15 protein-coding genes are annotated in these 15,808 nt (G+C 41.8%); 4 read left to right on the top strand and 11 right to left on the bottom strand.

From position 1 onward, the window contains the following. Nucleotides 1-340: 340 nt before the first annotated feature. The 10 genes from tolB to H710_RS01735 all read right to left on the bottom strand — a co-directional run bounded on the left by tolB (nt 341) and on the right by H710_RS01735 (nt 9,678). A complete protein-coding gene (tolB, locus tag H710_RS01685; RefSeq protein ID WP_041849127.1) occupies nt 341-1,669 on the bottom strand; it encodes a Tol-Pal system beta propeller repeat protein TolB in 1,329 nt (442 codons plus the stop codon). 41 nt (nt 1,670-1,710) lie between these two features. Then, the gene (locus H710_RS01690) at nt 1,711-2,784 is read right to left on the bottom strand and encodes a hypothetical protein (RefSeq protein WP_041849198.1); all 1,074 of its coding nucleotides are present in this window, start codon (nt 2,782-2,784) and stop codon (nt 1,711-1,713) included. A gap of 110 nt (nt 2,785-2,894) precedes the next feature. After that, nucleotides 2,895-3,347, bottom strand: coding sequence for an ExbD/TolR family protein (locus tag H710_RS01695; RefSeq protein ID WP_041849128.1), 453 nt, complete (start codon nt 3,345-3,347; stop codon nt 2,895-2,897). A gap of 12 nt (nt 3,348-3,359) precedes the next feature. Further along, nucleotides 3,360-4,067 (bottom strand): protein TolQ, encoded by a 708-nt coding sequence (gene tolQ / locus H710_RS01700; RefSeq protein ID WP_041849129.1) that lies wholly within the window; start codon nt 4,065-4,067, stop codon nt 3,360-3,362. Nucleotides 4,068-4,539: 472 nt separating this feature from the next. After that, nucleotides 4,540-4,980 carry a tol-pal system-associated acyl-CoA thioesterase gene (gene ybgC / locus H710_RS01710; RefSeq protein ID WP_041849131.1) on the bottom strand — a complete coding sequence of 147 codons (441 nt, stop codon included), beginning with the start codon at nt 4,978-4,980 and terminating at the stop codon, nt 4,540-4,542. Next, nucleotides 4,973-6,082: a Holliday junction branch migration DNA helicase RuvB gene (ruvB, locus tag H710_RS01715; RefSeq protein ID WP_041849132.1), complete on the bottom strand. Its 1,110-nt coding sequence runs from the start codon at nt 6,080-6,082 to the stop codon at nt 4,973-4,975. Before ruvB ends, ybgC begins: the two co-directional genes overlap by 8 nt. Before the next feature lie 7 nt (nt 6,083-6,089). Next, complete coding sequence (gene ruvA, locus H710_RS01720) at nt 6,090-6,743, bottom strand: Holliday junction branch migration protein RuvA (protein WP_041849133.1); 654 nt, start codon at nt 6,741-6,743, stop codon at nt 6,090-6,092. Nucleotides 6,744-6,747: 4 nt separating this feature from the next. Further along, nucleotides 6,748-7,251 carry a crossover junction endodeoxyribonuclease RuvC gene (gene ruvC / locus H710_RS01725; protein WP_041847125.1) on the bottom strand — a complete coding sequence of 168 codons (504 nt, stop codon included), beginning with the start codon at nt 7,249-7,251 and terminating at the stop codon, nt 6,748-6,750. A gap of 508 nt (nt 7,252-7,759) precedes the next feature. Further along, nucleotides 7,760-8,278, bottom strand: a complete 519-nt coding sequence (locus H710_RS01730; RefSeq protein ID WP_041849134.1) for a DUF1465 family protein — start codon at nt 8,276-8,278, stop codon at nt 7,760-7,762. Nucleotides 8,279-8,532: 254 nt separating this feature from the next. Beyond that, complete coding sequence (locus H710_RS01735) at nt 8,533-9,678, bottom strand: OpgC family protein (RefSeq protein ID WP_041849135.1); 1,146 nt, start codon at nt 9,676-9,678, stop codon at nt 8,533-8,535. Between the two features lie 103 nt (nt 9,679-9,781). Between H710_RS01735 and H710_RS01740 the strand changes: the two genes are divergently transcribed. The 4 genes from H710_RS01740 to H710_RS01755 all read left to right on the top strand — a co-directional run bounded on the left by H710_RS01740 (nt 9,782) and on the right by H710_RS01755 (nt 13,502). Continuing rightward, the gene (locus H710_RS01740; protein ID WP_041849136.1) at nt 9,782-10,459 is read left to right on the top strand and encodes a thiamine phosphate synthase; all 678 of its coding nucleotides are present in this window, start codon (nt 9,782-9,784) and stop codon (nt 10,457-10,459) included. 2 nt (nt 10,460-10,461) lie between these two features. Further along, nucleotides 10,462-11,535 carry a tetratricopeptide repeat protein gene (locus H710_RS01745; RefSeq protein ID WP_052472871.1) on the top strand — a complete coding sequence of 358 codons (1,074 nt, stop codon included), beginning with the start codon at nt 10,462-10,464 and terminating at the stop codon, nt 11,533-11,535. A 599-nt stretch (nt 11,536-12,134) separates the two neighbouring features. Beyond that, entirely contained in the window at nt 12,135-12,707 is a 573-nt protein-coding gene (efp, locus tag H710_RS01750) for an elongation factor P (RefSeq protein WP_041849137.1), read from the top strand. Nucleotides 12,708-12,710: 3 nt separating this feature from the next. Continuing rightward, a complete protein-coding gene (locus tag H710_RS01755) occupies nt 12,711-13,502 on the top strand; it encodes an inositol monophosphatase family protein (RefSeq protein ID WP_041849138.1) in 792 nt (263 codons plus the stop codon). 434 nt (nt 13,503-13,936) lie between these two features. On the opposite strand, the gene H710_RS01760 is transcribed toward H710_RS01755, so the two are convergent. Beyond that, a complete protein-coding gene (locus H710_RS01760; RefSeq protein WP_041849139.1) occupies nt 13,937-15,757 on the bottom strand; it encodes an ABC transporter transmembrane domain-containing protein in 1,821 nt (606 codons plus the stop codon). Nucleotides 15,758-15,808: the final 51 nt, after the last annotated feature.

Genomic DNA, 15,808 nt, shown 5'->3' on the forward strand with positions numbered 1-15,808 from the left:
GGATTATGAACCCAGTGATCGTGAGTATGAGTATAAGTGGCATGCCAGGGAAAGTGTTGAGGATGGGGCAAAAGCAGAGTATTGGTTCTGCATCTTTATGGTGCTTGTCTTGAAGGCTTTCTTGAGTTTTTTTGTTTAAATCAACTTGTTTGAATTATGGAAAACTATGCTGGATGAGAGTTGCAGTACTTTCCCCGTGTAAAGTTCAATGTGAACCCAATTAAGGCTTAGAATGAAATCTAACGTGATGGCCCTTATATTAGGCTCCCTATGAGATTTCCTATATATTAGGTGCCAATTAGGCCTACCAGTATAAGACTCAATTGAGATCCATAGATATTTATGGTGTTTTGCCAAGTAAAGGAGACCACGCTGGGTCAGAGGCATTATTGGGTGTGGGCAATCGACGCTCATTACGTCCGGTGATGTCAATCGTATAAATTTGTGCGCCTTGATTTGCATCTTGACGAAAGAACATGAGAACACGTCCATTAGGTGCCCAGGTTGGTCCTTCATTATGAAATCCTGTTGTTAATAATCTTTCGCCTTTCCCATTAGGATGCATCACCCCAATAGAAAATTGCCCCTGAGATTGTTTGGTGAAAGCAATATAATCACCGCGTGGTGACCAAATGGGTGTTGAATAACTACCTTCATTTTCAGAAATACGATGAGGGTTTTTCCCATCTGCGTCCATAATATAAATTTGTGGTTTTCCATTACGATCAGATGAAAAAACAATCTGTTTGCCATCTGGCGAATAGGAGGCCGATGTATCAATGGCGCGTGTTGTTGTTAAGCGTGTCACGGTTCGTGTGCGTAAATCCATGGTGTAAAGATTGGCACTGCCATTATCTTCTAACAAACTCATAATCACTTTTTGGCCATCTGGTGAAAAGCGCGGGGCAATGGTCATATTATCGAAGGTCCCGATCAACTCTCTTTGTCCCGTTTCAATTTGTTGCAGATAAACATGTGGAGTTTTATGCGCATCATAAGCCATATAGGTAATTTCTTGTCGATTAGGAGAAAAGCGCGGTGTCAGTACTAGTTCCTTGCCATTGGAAAGATAGGTCAAATTTGCGCCATCTTGGTCCATGATCGCTAAACGCTTTACACGGGCATTGAGCGGCCCTGTTTCATCAACAAAAACAATACGGGTATCAAAATAACCATTTTCTCCTGTCATTTTGCTATAAATTTCATCCGAGATCATATGAGCAACACGGCGCCAATATTCCGTTGTTGTGTAAAAGCGCCGTCCTTTGATTTGCTTCTGGGTAAAGACATCCCATAAACGGAAATCAATTCTTAATCGTCCATTAGAGTCTCGGTGGATATACCCGGTGACCAATCCTTGTGCGTTAAGTTGCTGCCAATTGGAAAAATTGGGTTGGCTATTAGGGTCGGTGATTTTTTCAAGAAAAGAGTCCTTGTCTAGTGGTTTAAAAAGCCCTGACCGTTCAAGATCTGCGGCAACAACAGCAGCAATCTTTTCGCCAATTGAATCTTGCGCAATAAAATCTGTGATTGCAATGGGAATAGGGTTAAAGTCAGCATTAGAAATGGCTCCCTTTAACTGTGCATGAGAAAAAGAACCAGAAAAAAAACACACACTCGTACTGATTATAAACCAAGAAAAAAGAGGATGTTTCATCATAGAAATCATGGGGACTACCCTTTTATGTATCAAAAAGATCAATTGTTGTTTCATGGTTCTTGTCCTTGCAGGGGATCAACATTAAAATCAAAGCCCTGTCCCCATAGATTATATTGATCACGTGGGAGATCTGCATAGGGTTGGCAAGCAAAAACAGCTGCATATATTTGTCGTGTCATGACAGTTTTTTGATTTTCATCACCTTGAAGTGGGTCAATGATAGGCGTGCCTTGAATCATTCCGTTATTATCTAGTTGAAATTGTAATCGCACAATAGGACGATTTTGTAAATTGCCACCAATAGCAACAAGTTTGAGCTTGCTTTGAATACAAGCGCCAACAAGATTTACCAGAGTTTGGGCCATGCGTTCTGAAGCGTTAATATCTTTTTTTGCCCCTATTGCTTCTGGTTGTTGTGAGCGTTTTGCCCCTCCGCCTTGTGTGCGAGCACGATTTATAAGATCATTTTTCTCGAGTGCGAGAATATCTTCAATGGTTTGTTCACCTTTTGGGGGTGAAGCTTGTGCTGTTTGTTGAGGGCGTTTTGGTGAGGCTTTAGCTTTAATCCGTGGCAGAGGAACTGTTTCTGGTACAGGTGTGAGTGGTGGGGGTATTATTGCCGGAGCCGGTTCTGGTTGTGCTAGTTCCGATTGCGTTGGCTCTGGCTGTATTTGTTCGGATTGCGTTGGCTTTGGCTCGGGTTGTAGTCGCTCTGGTTGAACACTCTCTTCTTGTGTTTTTTGTGGAAGCACAGGAAGTTCTGCAGCATCCTTTTCACCAAAGATCGGAGATGCTGCATCAATTTGGCGTAGTTTTTCTTGCTTTTTAAAAGGGGCAGCAAGATCCATTTCTCCATCACCCACATGACGTGCTTGCTCTTTTTCCTGCAGTTTGGTTGTCGGATTTAGGGCAGGGCTTTCACCAGGAGGAGCGTTTAATGAACCTTGTTGGAGAGACAGCTCCTGACTAAGAGGCGTTAACGTAATGGGTACAGCTTCCAGTTGATGAGAAGGTAAAGAAGGCGAATGGATAAAATGCATCATTCCCAAAATGAGAAAGATGATATGAGCTGCAAAAGAAAAAGCTAAGCTCCATTTCATGGAATGATGAGAATTTTTTTCCATCAGCATTGCCTTGGTTTTTTATTGTTCAGCCCTGTTATAATTTATATTGACATGGTACGACGATTAATATTTGCATCATGCAACGAGAATCATTTTATCAAGATCACCATTTATTGTGCTAAGCTAGCTAAGGAAACTTGTGAGAATCCTGTTTTTTGAATGCTAGCAAGAAGTGCTAAAATTTCCTGATATTCAACAGTTCGGGCCGCACGTACAAAAATACGTTGCGTATTTTGTGTTGGATCTGTTTCAAGAAGAGACTTCAATTTTGCAATCAATTCTTCCACACTGTTATAATAATCATTATTGATGGCTAAGCGGCCTTTTTCATCAAGCGAAACAGTAAGCGGAGGACGATCAACCTGAATAGGGCCTGCTTGACTTTTCGGTAAATCAAGGGGAACACCATTCACCACAAGGGGAGCAGAGACCATAAAAATAATCAATAAAACTAAGATAACGTCGACAAAAGGTGTCACATTAATTTCGCTTATCAAATGGTTACGCGAGCGACGCTTTTTTCGTGAGCCTTTTTGAGAAAGAGGAGAAACAGAAAGTGCCATAAAACTTTCCCTTTATGAGTTAGAAGTTATCTTCTCATCAATACGTCGTGATATAATGGTTGAAAATTCATCGGCAAAATTTTCTATTTGCGCAATAATTTGCGCGCTTTCACCTGTTAATTTGTTATAAAAAATAACTGCGGGAATAGCCACAATCAAACCAATTGCCGTGGCCAAAAGCGCTTCTGCAATACCTGGTGCCACAATGGCAAGGGATGTATTTTGTGAGGCGGAGATTGAAAGAAACGAGTTCATAATGCCTACAACTGTTCCAAATAAGCCAATAAACGGAGCTGCGGACCCAAGGGTTGCCAAATAGCTTAATTTCGATTCTATTTTTGCACTTTCACGCCCGATAGCCAGGTCCATCGCCTTTTCAATTCTAATTTGTAAGCTCGATGAGGTATGGATCCCTTTTGTGAGTGACTTTTTCCATTCTGTCATCGCCGCTATAAAAACTGTAGAGATATTATTGAAGTGCTGATTTTGACAAGCCGTGTAAAGCTCTTCTAACGATTTCCCTGACCAAAAAAACTTTTCAAAATGTCTGATATCACGGCGGATTTTCCGGTAAGCGAATGTTTTATGAAAAATAATACTCCAGCTCCATACAGAAGCAAGCACAAGCCCAATCATAACAGCTTTTACAACCCAATTGGCTTGTATGAATAAAGCCCACATTCCTGTAATTTCTGGACTAGCAAGGTCTACGTGCGTCATAATTCTCGTCTCTTTAGAATGAAAACTTTAAAACTCTTATACTCTATTTGTGTATAGTTTCTAAATTTAACAAAGGAAATCGTTACTTTGCGGAGAAAATTTTTGGACACAAAAGTTGCCCATTTTATCTCAGGCATTTTAGATTTCTTTTGAACACGCCTTGTAAGAAAGGTCCTCATATGCGTAGATAAACCCCTCCATACGGAAAAATCTATGCGTGGATAAATGATTTGAGCATAAACGATCTGCTCATTCTTAATCTTACGCACTTAAGTCTTTATTTTAATACTTGTTTAAGCGATTTCAACATGCAGATGAAGAATTATTTAAGCAAAAAAGCTATCCCTGCGTATCTGAGAGGGTTTTTTGAAATAAATTTTCAAGAGATCTTCTAAGAAGTAGATCTCTTAAGCTTTTTGTGATCTATGCTCAGGAGATCTGCATCCCATCTTAATGTTTCTGGTCGTGCATTTTAACAAGAGGTTCCAGAAAATAAATTCTTAGGCAAGCGTCTTGGTCTACCTTCTTGGTTGATGATGGCGATTTCAACCTTAGCTTCGGCCAACAATGTATCATCACGCATAATCACTTGATCAATGAAAAGGCGTGCCCCTTGTGCACGATTGATTCGTGTTTTGATGGTTAAAAGATCATCAATGTGAGCGGGTTGAGAATAACTGATCTCTATGCGTCGTACAACAAAAAATAGCTTTTCCCCCTGTTGGCCTGAGGCCAAATCGATATTCTTTAACCCTATATGGCGCAAAAATTCTGAGCGTCCTCGTTCAAAAAATTCCAAATAGCGTGCGTGATAAACAATGCCAGAAAAGTCAGTATCCGCGACATAAACACGCGCCTGCAGGTTATCAAAAGAATAAAAGGGAGAAGCCTGAATATCGGTTGTTTCAGTCATAATCTTTTTCCCATAAATGTTTTTGTATCAAAGAGCTAACGGGGATATCCGATGATGTGCTGAGATTTGGTGTTGAGTGTGTGGCTGAAGCCGCTGGCTGTGTCGGAGCACGAAGCCCTAAATGTGCCCAAGCTTTCTCTGTGATTATACGCCCACGCGGTGTTCGTTGAATAAAGCCTTGTTGGAGCAAATAGGGTTCTATAATATCTTCAATCGCATCACGTGGTTCTGAAAGAGCTGCTGCGATTGTTTCAATGCCGACAGGGCCCCCTAAAAAAACATCAGCAATCAACATTAAATAACTACGGTCTAGCGGGTCAAGACCAAGATGGTCCACCTCTAAACGCGAAAGTGCGGTGTCTGCAATTTCACGGTCAATGGCTTTTGCTTGTTTAACCAGAGCAAAGTCACACACGCGGCGCAACAGTCGCCCGGCAATACGCGGTGTTCCCCGTGCACGGCATGCAATTTCATGCGCTCCGTCATCGCTGATGGGCACAGAAAAAAGGCGTGCATTGCGTTTAACAATATATTCTAATTCTTCGATCGTGTAAAAATTGAGCCGGATTGGAATGCCAAAACGATCCCGTAAGGGAGTGGTTAATAACCCCAAACGCGTTGTGGCGGCGACTAAGGTAAATTTTGCTAAGTCAATTTTGACCGAACGCGCTGCCGGACCTTCACCAATGATGAGATCAAGCTGATAGTCTTCCATCGCAGGATAAAGAATTTCTTCGATCGCTGGGTTTAAACGATGAATTTCATCAATAAACAAGACATCACGCTCTTCTAAATTAGTTAAAAGCGCTGCTAAATCGCCTGCTTTAGCAATCACGGGCCCTGATGTAGAGCGAAAATTAACTCCTAATTCCTTCGCCATAATTTGCGATAAGGTTGTTTTTCCCAAACCAGGGGGACCAACAAATAAAACATGATCCAAGGCCTCGTGACGTGTTTTCGCGGCTTCGATGAATATTTTTAAATTGGCGCGGGCCGCTTCTTGACCAATAAAGTCATCCAACACTTGTGGTCTTAAAGAACGATCTGGATCGTCCGGAAGGGACACGTTACCAAGAAGACGGTTATTCTCATTTTTATGCATCTTGACCTTATTTTGAATGAGAGGAAAGCAATTTCAAACTATGGCGAATAAGAAGTGCTGAAGAAGGGGTTTCTCCTTCAAAAGCCTTTATCGCTTCTTGAAGAGCATGGGTTGCTTGATCCCGCTCAAAACCAAGTTTTGTCAAAGCAGCAAGGGCATCCATACTGTGTTGATGGCCAGTTTGTTGAGTGCCTGCTTGAGAAAAGGTCTCTGACAAATGAGAGACAAAATGTGGCATGCTTTGATGAGGTGCGTTGGAAGGCAAAGCTTTGTTTTTGAGCTCATTGATAATTCTTTCGCTCACCATTTTGCCCACTCCGGGAGAGCGGCTGATCATGGCGATATCACTGAGCGTAATGGCTTGTGCCAGCTGTGGGGGAGGCAGAGTGCTTAAGATCGCCAAAGCGACCTTGGCGCCTACACCGCGGACATTTTGTAGCAGACAAAACCAGTCTTGTTCAACTTTTGTTTCAAAACCAAAAAGGCGGATTGCATCTTCCCGTACATGGGTTTCAATAAAGAAACTGACCGCTTTCCCCCGCTCAGGGAGAGAAGAAAGCAGCCGATTGGATAAAAAGATGACATAGCCTACACCCTGGACATCCAGAATGATGTGATCTTCAAAAACGCTATCGAGAATACCCGTTAATTTTCCAATCATAGGCTCACCCCTTTATGCGATGAGCAAAGTTTGTGCGGTGGGCACTGTGACAGATCACAAGTGCAAGTGCATCAGCGGCGTCATGGCCATCAAATTCAGCGCGGGGAAGAAGCCTCTTAACCATCATATGAATTTGTTCCTTTGCTCCATGACCAACACCAATGACAGATTTTTTGATCGTATTTGGTGCATATTCAAAGACCGGCAATCCTGCTTGTGCCGGAACAAGAAGCGCAATAGCACGAGCTTGCCCCAATTTTAAAGTGGCTGTAGCATCTTTGTTAACAAAAACATGCTCAACAGCGGCTTCATGTGGCATAAATTGGTGTACAACTTCTGAAAGCCCTTTATGCAGCTGATACAATCTTGAGGCAAGGTTTAATTGCGCGTCAGAGTGAAGCGTTCCTGAAGCAACAAAATGCATATGATTCCCCAAGAAATCAATAATGCCCCACCCTGTTCGTCGTAATCCTGGATCGATGCCTATAATACGAATCTTTTCTACCATAGGGCGAGTTTATGTTATTTTTTTGTTTTTGGATAGATGCAATACGGTCTTACAGAATGCAATAAAGGGAGCAGAGAGTACGAGAAAGAGGGCGGAATGAGAGAGAAGGAGGGGCTAGAGTGAGGGGCTAGAGTGCGAAAAAGGGAGCGGAGTGTGAGAGGGAAGAAAGAGTGAGAGAAGCAGGCAAAATGATGCGAGAGGGAGCAGAGTATGAAAAGAGGAGCAGGATGAAGGAGGAGAGTTAGAGTGTGAAAAGGGGCAGAGTGCAAGAGGAAAGGTGAAATGCAAAAGGGGAAAAAATGTGAAAGGGAGTCTCATAATGTATCAAGCACAAAAAAATGCAGAAAAAAACATGAAGTAAGGTGTCAGGATGCAGGGAAAATCAGAAAAGAGCGTGTAGCATAAAAAAGCAGAGGGAGATCTTTATGGGCGCACATAGAGGGAGCCTGATATATCCACTAGGATAGAGGAAAAGAAGAGACTCTTAAAACATCAATCTTAATCTGTGCTAAAAGTGCCGAAAGGCATTTTTTAGCAATTCAAGTTGTTTATTAACTGGATTTTTGTCTTCTAAGCTTTTAGAAGAGACATAGTCTGAGTCATAGTGCATATGATATACGCGTTTTTCTAAACTTAGCGAGCGCGTTACAAAAGAACGGAAAATTTCTGGCAGTTCTTGCCAGTGCGCAATATCTGGCCCAAGCGATGGTGTATGAAGCGATATTTTGGCAATTTCTTTTTCTATTTGTTCAGGTAACATCTCTTCTTCGCGTCCCGCACGAAAGAGCAAAAGTCGTGAGGCAATTTGCATCAGCCTTGTACTTAAATACATCGCTTCCTTTACGTAAAGGGCAGAAGTTTCAACAGAAAGATCACGTGTTGCCAATTTGCCATTTTGATCAATATACGCTGCCGTTTCTTCAATCAGATTCATTGTCTCTTCATAAAGGCGGTTAAAGGCATTTTCAAAAGCATCATGCTCAATCATGACAATAGGTTTATCGTGCGGATGGTCATGGGCGCTCACGTTTATTACTCCGATACGAAGAGGGGATGGCTAACGATACAGACATCATTAAACTGAATAAACCATAAAATTGAAATGTTTTTTCAATCATATAGCTTAAATTACTCTTAAGATGACGTGTTTGCAACGATTACGCAAGATGCTTTTTTCGCTAAGGTTAATGAGCACGTATAGAAGGAAACTTTAAACCGCGTAAAAGAAAAGCTTTAAGTGTGCATATGGAAAAAAGCTTAATAAGCGCGTGTAGAGAGTGTTTAAGGTCCTTTCTGTTGTGGCAGGAAAGATAGAGGACGCTGCGATTTTCTCTTTTCATAAAAATAAGCAACAGCAAGTTGTACCACAATGCCACTTGTGATTAACAAGGTATCCGACAAGAAATTACTTGTCATCACTGTTTTATAAATTTGCCCAATCATTGCAAAAATAGTCCCAGTAACAAAAACGGGTAAGCTATGTTTGCCCAAAATCACCAAAGGGTGTTTAACCGAAAGGCGAAATCGCTCATTCAGCCAAGGAAGGCAAAGAAAGATAGACGATAAAGCCAGAATATGAAACAGACGAGGCAGACCTAAAAAACTCTTATTAAAACTCGCCAAGGGTGAAGGCAAACCAAGCCATGAAAAACTGCCCCACCAGTTTAAGCGTACCCAGAATAGGGCGATCACAAGATAACTGATCGAGACAGTAAGGAGGAAAGGTTTAAATATAATTTTTCCCCCTTGTTTGAAGTATAAGCTCCCCGTAAACCCGAGGATAAAGAGAAATTGCCACGAGAGTGGATTTAAAAACCATTGCCCTGGTAAAGGATAAGAGGGAAAACCAATCTTGTAGAAGCCGCACACTAAGTAAAGGCTGAATGAGCTGAAGAGCAGAAGCCCCTTTTGTTTGTAACTACAATAAAGAAGAAAGGGAGAAAAAAGCGTGAAAACAATATAAAGCGGGAGAATATTATTATACCCTAGCTGATGGCCAAAACTCAGCATGCTGAAAAAGGCAACGACAGGCTGTGTGACAAACAGACCGATATTATTCATAGACGTTAGTTTTTCGCACTGCCAGATTAAAAAAGCCCCTAAAAAAAGGCCTAAGGTTATAAGGCTGGCAAAAAGATAGGCTGTATAAAGCTGAACAATTCTTTGCCAAATTTTGCGCAGATTCTCTATAAAATTCATCCGCTCAGGCAGTGTGCCAAAACTCAAGGCAAGAGAAATCCCCGACAGAAAAACAAATATTTCTGTCGAATCAGAAAAACCAAAATGTTTATGTGTGATATGTTCATAGATCGTGCCAGGAATATGGTTGATGAAAATTGTCAATAACGCTAAGGAACGCACAACATCAAGACGTGTATCACGTTGCGACTGCGTTGAAATATGAGGAAAAGCGTTATGTAGTGCCATAAAGGAACCTCTATCAATTCACGAGCATCACTTAATTTTAGCAAAGCACGATCATAAAAAAAAACTTATTTTGAACATATGAGCTATGCAAGGATAGTAGTCTATGACAGAACAGAAAAGTAAACCGCTTGAGTCTTGTCTTTATCCGCAGTTAGTTTTGACAGTGGATGTTCGACGGACTCTTAATCCATCATTACTCCGCACACTTTTGCAAACACAATCGTTTACTTGCGTTATTATTTACGATTCGTTCATTCATCAAGGCGATGAAAATTTTTTACAAAATAAAGCGCAAAGCTATGTTGATGACGTTCAACATAGTGGTGCAGCTCTTATCATTGCTGATAATAGCCAGATTGTTGGTCGAATCAAGGCCGATGGTTTGCATGTTGAAGGAAATAAGGAGGCGCTTAAGATTTTCAAAGACCAAACAAAAGAAAATAAAATTGTTGGGTTTGGCAATTTACGTGATCGCCATTCGGCAATGACTGTTGCCGAAGCGGGTGTTGACTATTTGTTTTTTGGAAAATTAGGGGCTGACCAAAAAGCACAGGCGCATCCGCGCAATCTTTCTCTAGCGACATGGTGGGCAGAAATTATGGAAATTCCTGCGATTATTCAAGCTGGGAACGATTATGCAACGGTTGATGAAGCTTTTAAGACTGCTTGCGAATTTATTGCGGTTGAAGACATGTTTTTGTCTCATGAGGATCCTCTCCCCCTACTGCAGGAGATAGTGAAAAAGTGTAAAAATTTTCCTTTATTGATGGGGAAAGCATGATCATGACGAAAATTGCTTATTGGGCCTATAGGGTTTTTTGGGCTTTTCGGTTGATGTTGGTGGTTATTGGCGCTTTGGCTCTATCGGCGGCTTTTGCTAAAGACGAGGAAATTTTAGATCTTGAACAGTCTTTAAACACGGTGCAGGATTTTTCAAAAAACAAGGGGACACAAAAAATACCGCAGATTTTGCGCGCAGGAAAATATGATGAGGCTTATGATTATTATATGCAAGGCCTTTATTTACAAGCGTTTCGTGCAGCACTCAGACGGGCTGAAAATAATGATCCAAAGGCACAAACCTTGGTAGGGAAAATGTATATGGAAGGTTATGCCGTTGCCCAAGATGGTGCGCGCGCGGCTTTGTGGTTTGGACGTGCTGCCAAACAAGGCGATCCACATGCACAACTGCGCTATGGACTGATGTTGTTTAATGGGAGTTTTGTCAAAAAAAATGAAGAAGAAGGTGAAAAACTCGTTCACGAAGCGATGCGAGCAGGCCTTAAAGAAGCCTATTTTTATTGTGGACAATTGCTTCTTTACAAAACGATGCGTGAAAAAGAGAATCTCCGAGGTGTTGCAGCAGCTGATGATAACGATGAAAATTCAGATAAGGCTTTGGCCTTCTTTTTAAAGGGAGCTGCTTTGGGCGATGTTGAAGCAGCTTTCGCTGCAGCACAAATTTTGGCTGTGGGAACTATGAAATATCCAAGACATGATCATTATGCACGACGGTTGATGACCATTGCTGCACAAAAGAAGCATGTGATGGCGCAAATGATGTTGGCGCAGTGGTTGCTACAAGGCCGTGGTGGCGAAGCTGATTTTAAAGAGGCTTTTTCTTTGCTTTATGACAATGCCCTAAAAAGGGTGATGCTCGCACAGGTTAATTTAGCTAGGATTTATCGTGATGGCTTAGGGGTTGAGGGGGATATTGTCACAGCGGCCGCTTGGTATTTGGTGGTTAAAAGTGGAAAAGGGCAAGCCGCTGATTTGGATATGATGCTGGAGGGGATGAGCGAGGCCCAATTAGAGCAGGCACACCAAAAGGCCTATGAATTCATGCAGCTTTTTTAAAGAGTTTCTCGATTTTTATAGGGAGCAACTGTTATCATACTTTTCTTATTATAGGACATTATAGCACTCCATTCAATAAAGGGGCTGAATATAATAGGAGATGTTGGGGCAGATGCGGGTATGGAGCGCTCCATGAATGAATGGGAGCCAAATATAATGAGAGACTATAGTGGCCCCCAATATCATTGGACATATGGGGGCCTATAATGGGCGACAGAGGGGAAAATGAAAAAGACGCGAAGGAAAGCTATCGAGCCTTAAGAAAATTACCCTTCAGCCAAGATAAATTGAAGGAAAATTTTATTAAAATGATGTTTTGAATTTTATGCTCTTGCAAAAAGCTAAAAAGCTAAGGTACACAAAGACTAAGACTTTTCCATGACACAAGCTGAGACATTAGAAATATTTAAGATATTAGGAAAGTGCTTGAAACATTGAGAAAAAGTTTAAGATATTGAAAGTTCTTGGAAAAATGCCTGTTCTTTGCTTTATGACAATGAGAAATATCTCCTGGAATATACTTGGGGAAAATACCTAGGATAGCAAGTGCTTGAGAGAGTGAAAGTCAATATATGAAATTGGGAAATTGGATGTGAATCATGAAGATTAATGGTAATGAAATTCGCCCCGGAAATGTGATTGAACATCAAGGAAGTTTGTGGGTAGCTGTTAAATGCAATGCTGTTAAACCAGGCAAAGGGGGTGCATTTAATCAGGTCGAACTAAAAAATGTGATCGATGGAACCAAGCTCAATGAAAGATTTCGTGCCGCTGAAACTGTTGAAAAAGTGCGGTTAGAACAAAAAGATTTTACCTTTCTTTACCAGCAGGGTGAAGCGTTGGTTTTCATGGATACGGAATCTTATGAACAGCTTGAATTACAAAGAGATTTTGTCGGCGATCGCGCGGCTTTTTTACAAGATGGAATGACGGTCACTGTTGAACTTCACGAGGAAAAACCTCTTGGTATATCCTTGCCGGATCAAGTTACTGTTACCATTGCTGAAGCCGATCCTGCCATTAAAGGACAAACGGTGACATCTTCTTACAAGCCTGCTATTCTTGAAAATGGCATTCGTATCCTTGTGCCCCCTTTTGTTCAAGCAGGTGAGCGGGTCATTGTTGATACTAATGAATTAATTTATATACGCCGCGTGAGTGAAAAGGGGTAAGATATGGCTCGTTCTGCCATCATGAATGTTATGGTTCAAGCGGCTCTGAGAGCGGGTCGCTCTTTAGTTCGTGATTATGGCGAAGTACAAAATTTGCAAGTCTCTTTAAAAGGGCCAGCTGACTATGTTAGCCAAGCGGATCGTAAAGCGGAAAAAATCGTTTTCGCTGAATTGAGCAAAGCACGGCCAAGTTTTGGTTTTCTGATGGAAGAAACAGGCAATATTGTTGGGGAAGATCCTCAGCATCGTTTTATTGTTGATCCTTTAGATGGGACAACCAATTTTTTACACGGCATTCCTTTTTTTGCGGTTTCTATTGCTTTGGAACGGCAAGGACAGATTTTTGCTGGTGTGATTTATAATCCTATTTTGGATGAGCTTTTTACGGTAGAGCGTGGTCAGGGTGCTTTTTTTAATGATCGGCGTTGCCGTGTGGCAGGGCGGAGAAAATTGTCAGAATGTGTGATTGCAACCGGCATGCCTCATTTGGGTCGTCCGCAGCATGGGCATTATCTGGTTGAATTGCGCAATATGATGGCTGAAGTGTCAGGGGTGCGCCGTTTTGGTGCAGCAGCTCTTGATTTAGCCTATGTAGCGGCTGGCAGAACCGATGGCTTTTGGGAAAGTCATTTGCGGATTTGGGATGTAGCGGCTGGAATCTTGATGGTGCGTGAGGCAGGAGGGTTTGTTAGCGACCAAGTCGATGAAGGTGATTCTTCCCGTGTGAAAAATATTATTGCTGGTAATGAAATCATTCACGCTGAATTAAATAAAGTTCTCAAAAAACCTGTTTGAAAGCATTAAGAAATTTCAGCTGTGGAGCCCATGCCTTTGAGGCTCTACGATTTGAGCTTCATGCGTTTGAAGCCTTAAAGATTTAGAGCTCAGGGGGCCATTCTGAAAAAGTTAGCGGCCCTACAGATTTAGAGTTGAATAGGATGAAATCCGCGAAAATTGGAGCCCTATGATCTAAGGTCATGAGAGATGAAATCTCTGCAGATTAAGGCTGATGGGAGCAGTTCTGGAAGCGTGAGGCTTTACAGATTTAGGGTTGAAAGGGATGAAATTCCCGAAAGTTGGAGGCGTCCTACGATTTAAGATCGTGAAAGATAAAATCTCTGCAAATTAAGGTTGATGGGAAAAGTTCTGGGATTGAGAGGCTTGACAGATTTAGGTGGGAGGTTGACAGATTTAGGGTTGCAGGGGATGCAATTCCCACAAAGTTAAGATTAAGGAGATGAAATCCCTGATGAAAATTGCAAGTTAGTCCAATGGGCATAAATACCATCCTGTGCGACCAATTGTGCGTGCGTTCCTTCTTCCACAAGCGTTCCTTGATCAATCACAAGGATGCGATCTGCCTTCAAAACTGTTGCTAAACGGTGGGCAATCACCAAGGTTGTGCGATTGTGCATAAGATTTTCTAAGGCTTTTTGTACCAGATGTTCATTATTGGCATCTAAGGCTGATGTCGCTTCATCCAAAAGCAAAAGGGGAGCATTTCTTAAAATAGCCCGGGCAATACTAATCCGTTGTTTTTGTCCACCAGAAAGCATGATGCCCCGTTCTCCTACTTTACTGTCAAAGCCATCGGGGAGAGTTTCGATAAATTCGAGCGCATTAGCTGCTTGAGAGGCTGCAATAATTTGCTCTTGGCTCGCATTTTCTATGCCAAAGGCAATATTGTCCCGTATCGTACCTTCAAAAATAGCAACATCTTGCGAAACATAAGCCATGGAAGAGCGTAAATCATGCAAGGAAAGCTGGTTCAGATCTACACCATCAAACTGGATATGGCCGCTTGTCGGGTCATAAAAGCGCAAAATGAGAGAAAAAATTGTACTCTTTCCCGCTCCTGAGGGCCCTACAAAAGCAACGGTTTCGCTAGCTTTGATGGAAAAGGAAAGATTTTGTAAGATTTTTTTTTGTGGTCTGGATGGATAATGAAAATCAATCTGATCAAAAAGAATCGCCCCTTGGATAGGCTGCTTCAATGGTAAAGGAGAAGTGGGCGTGGTAATAGCTGGTTTTTCTTGCAACCAGTTAAACAATTCTTCTGCGGCATTTGCTGCTTGCCATAATTCTGTTCCCATTTCTGGTAATTGCGCAAAGGTTGCGGCACCAAAAATGGCATAGATAACAAATTGACTTAAAGTTCCGCCAGACATGGTGCCATGAAGCACATCATGTGATCCGATCCACAAAACCGCAACAATACTGCTAAAAATAAGAAAAATCGCAAGGCCAGTAAAAAGAGAACGCACTGTAATCGAAATTTTCGCTGTTTGAAAGCTATGTTCTATCAATTTGGAAAAGCGGTTAGCAATAAAGGGTTCTGCCGTATAGGCTTGCACTGTGCGAATGGTGCTCATTTGTTCAGCAGCTAGGCTATTGGCTTCAGAAAGTTTATTGTGTGCGATGCGTGCATGTGTGCGGACTTGGCGCCCCAAAAGTATGAGAGGGATAACCACAAAGGGGATAGATAGCAAAACAAGCAAGGATAATTTGGCATTTGTGATGACCATCATCATGATGGCCCCGACAACAATAATAAGCTGACGCAAAGCGGTAGATATTTTGGAGCCAATAGCCAATTTTACTTGGGTTGTGTTTGTGGCGAGCTTTGCAATAATGTCACCAGAATGGGAACGGTCAAAAAAATCAGGTGAGAGTTGTAGGATATGGCTAAAAATATCGCGCTGTAAGTCGGCAACAACACGTTCACTTAATGTGATGACACAATAATAGCGACTTGCTGAAGCTGCGGCCAAAAGAAAGGCAAGCACAAATAAAATGCTAAAATAACTATTGATTTCCCCATAACGAGACGCTTGAAAACCATGATCAAGCATTTGCTGAATAGCAATAGGCAAAGCCAGAGTGATAAAGGCAGCTGCCAACAATGAGATGAGCGAACCAACAATCAACCAGCGATAGCGCATAAGATAGGGGAGAAGATGCGCAAATAAAGATAAAGAATGCTGTATCTTAAAAATTTGTGTTGAAGGTGCAGAGTGATTTGGAGATGTTGGGTGCAAAGGGGTTTTCATGTATTTGACTGATAAGACTTTGAGTAATCGATTGTGTTTGAACCCTTGTTT

This window comes from Bartonella bacilliformis Ver097, assembly GCF_000709795.1.
GTDB classification, from domain to species: domain Bacteria; phylum Pseudomonadota; class Alphaproteobacteria; order Rhizobiales; family Rhizobiaceae; genus Bartonella; species Bartonella bacilliformis_A.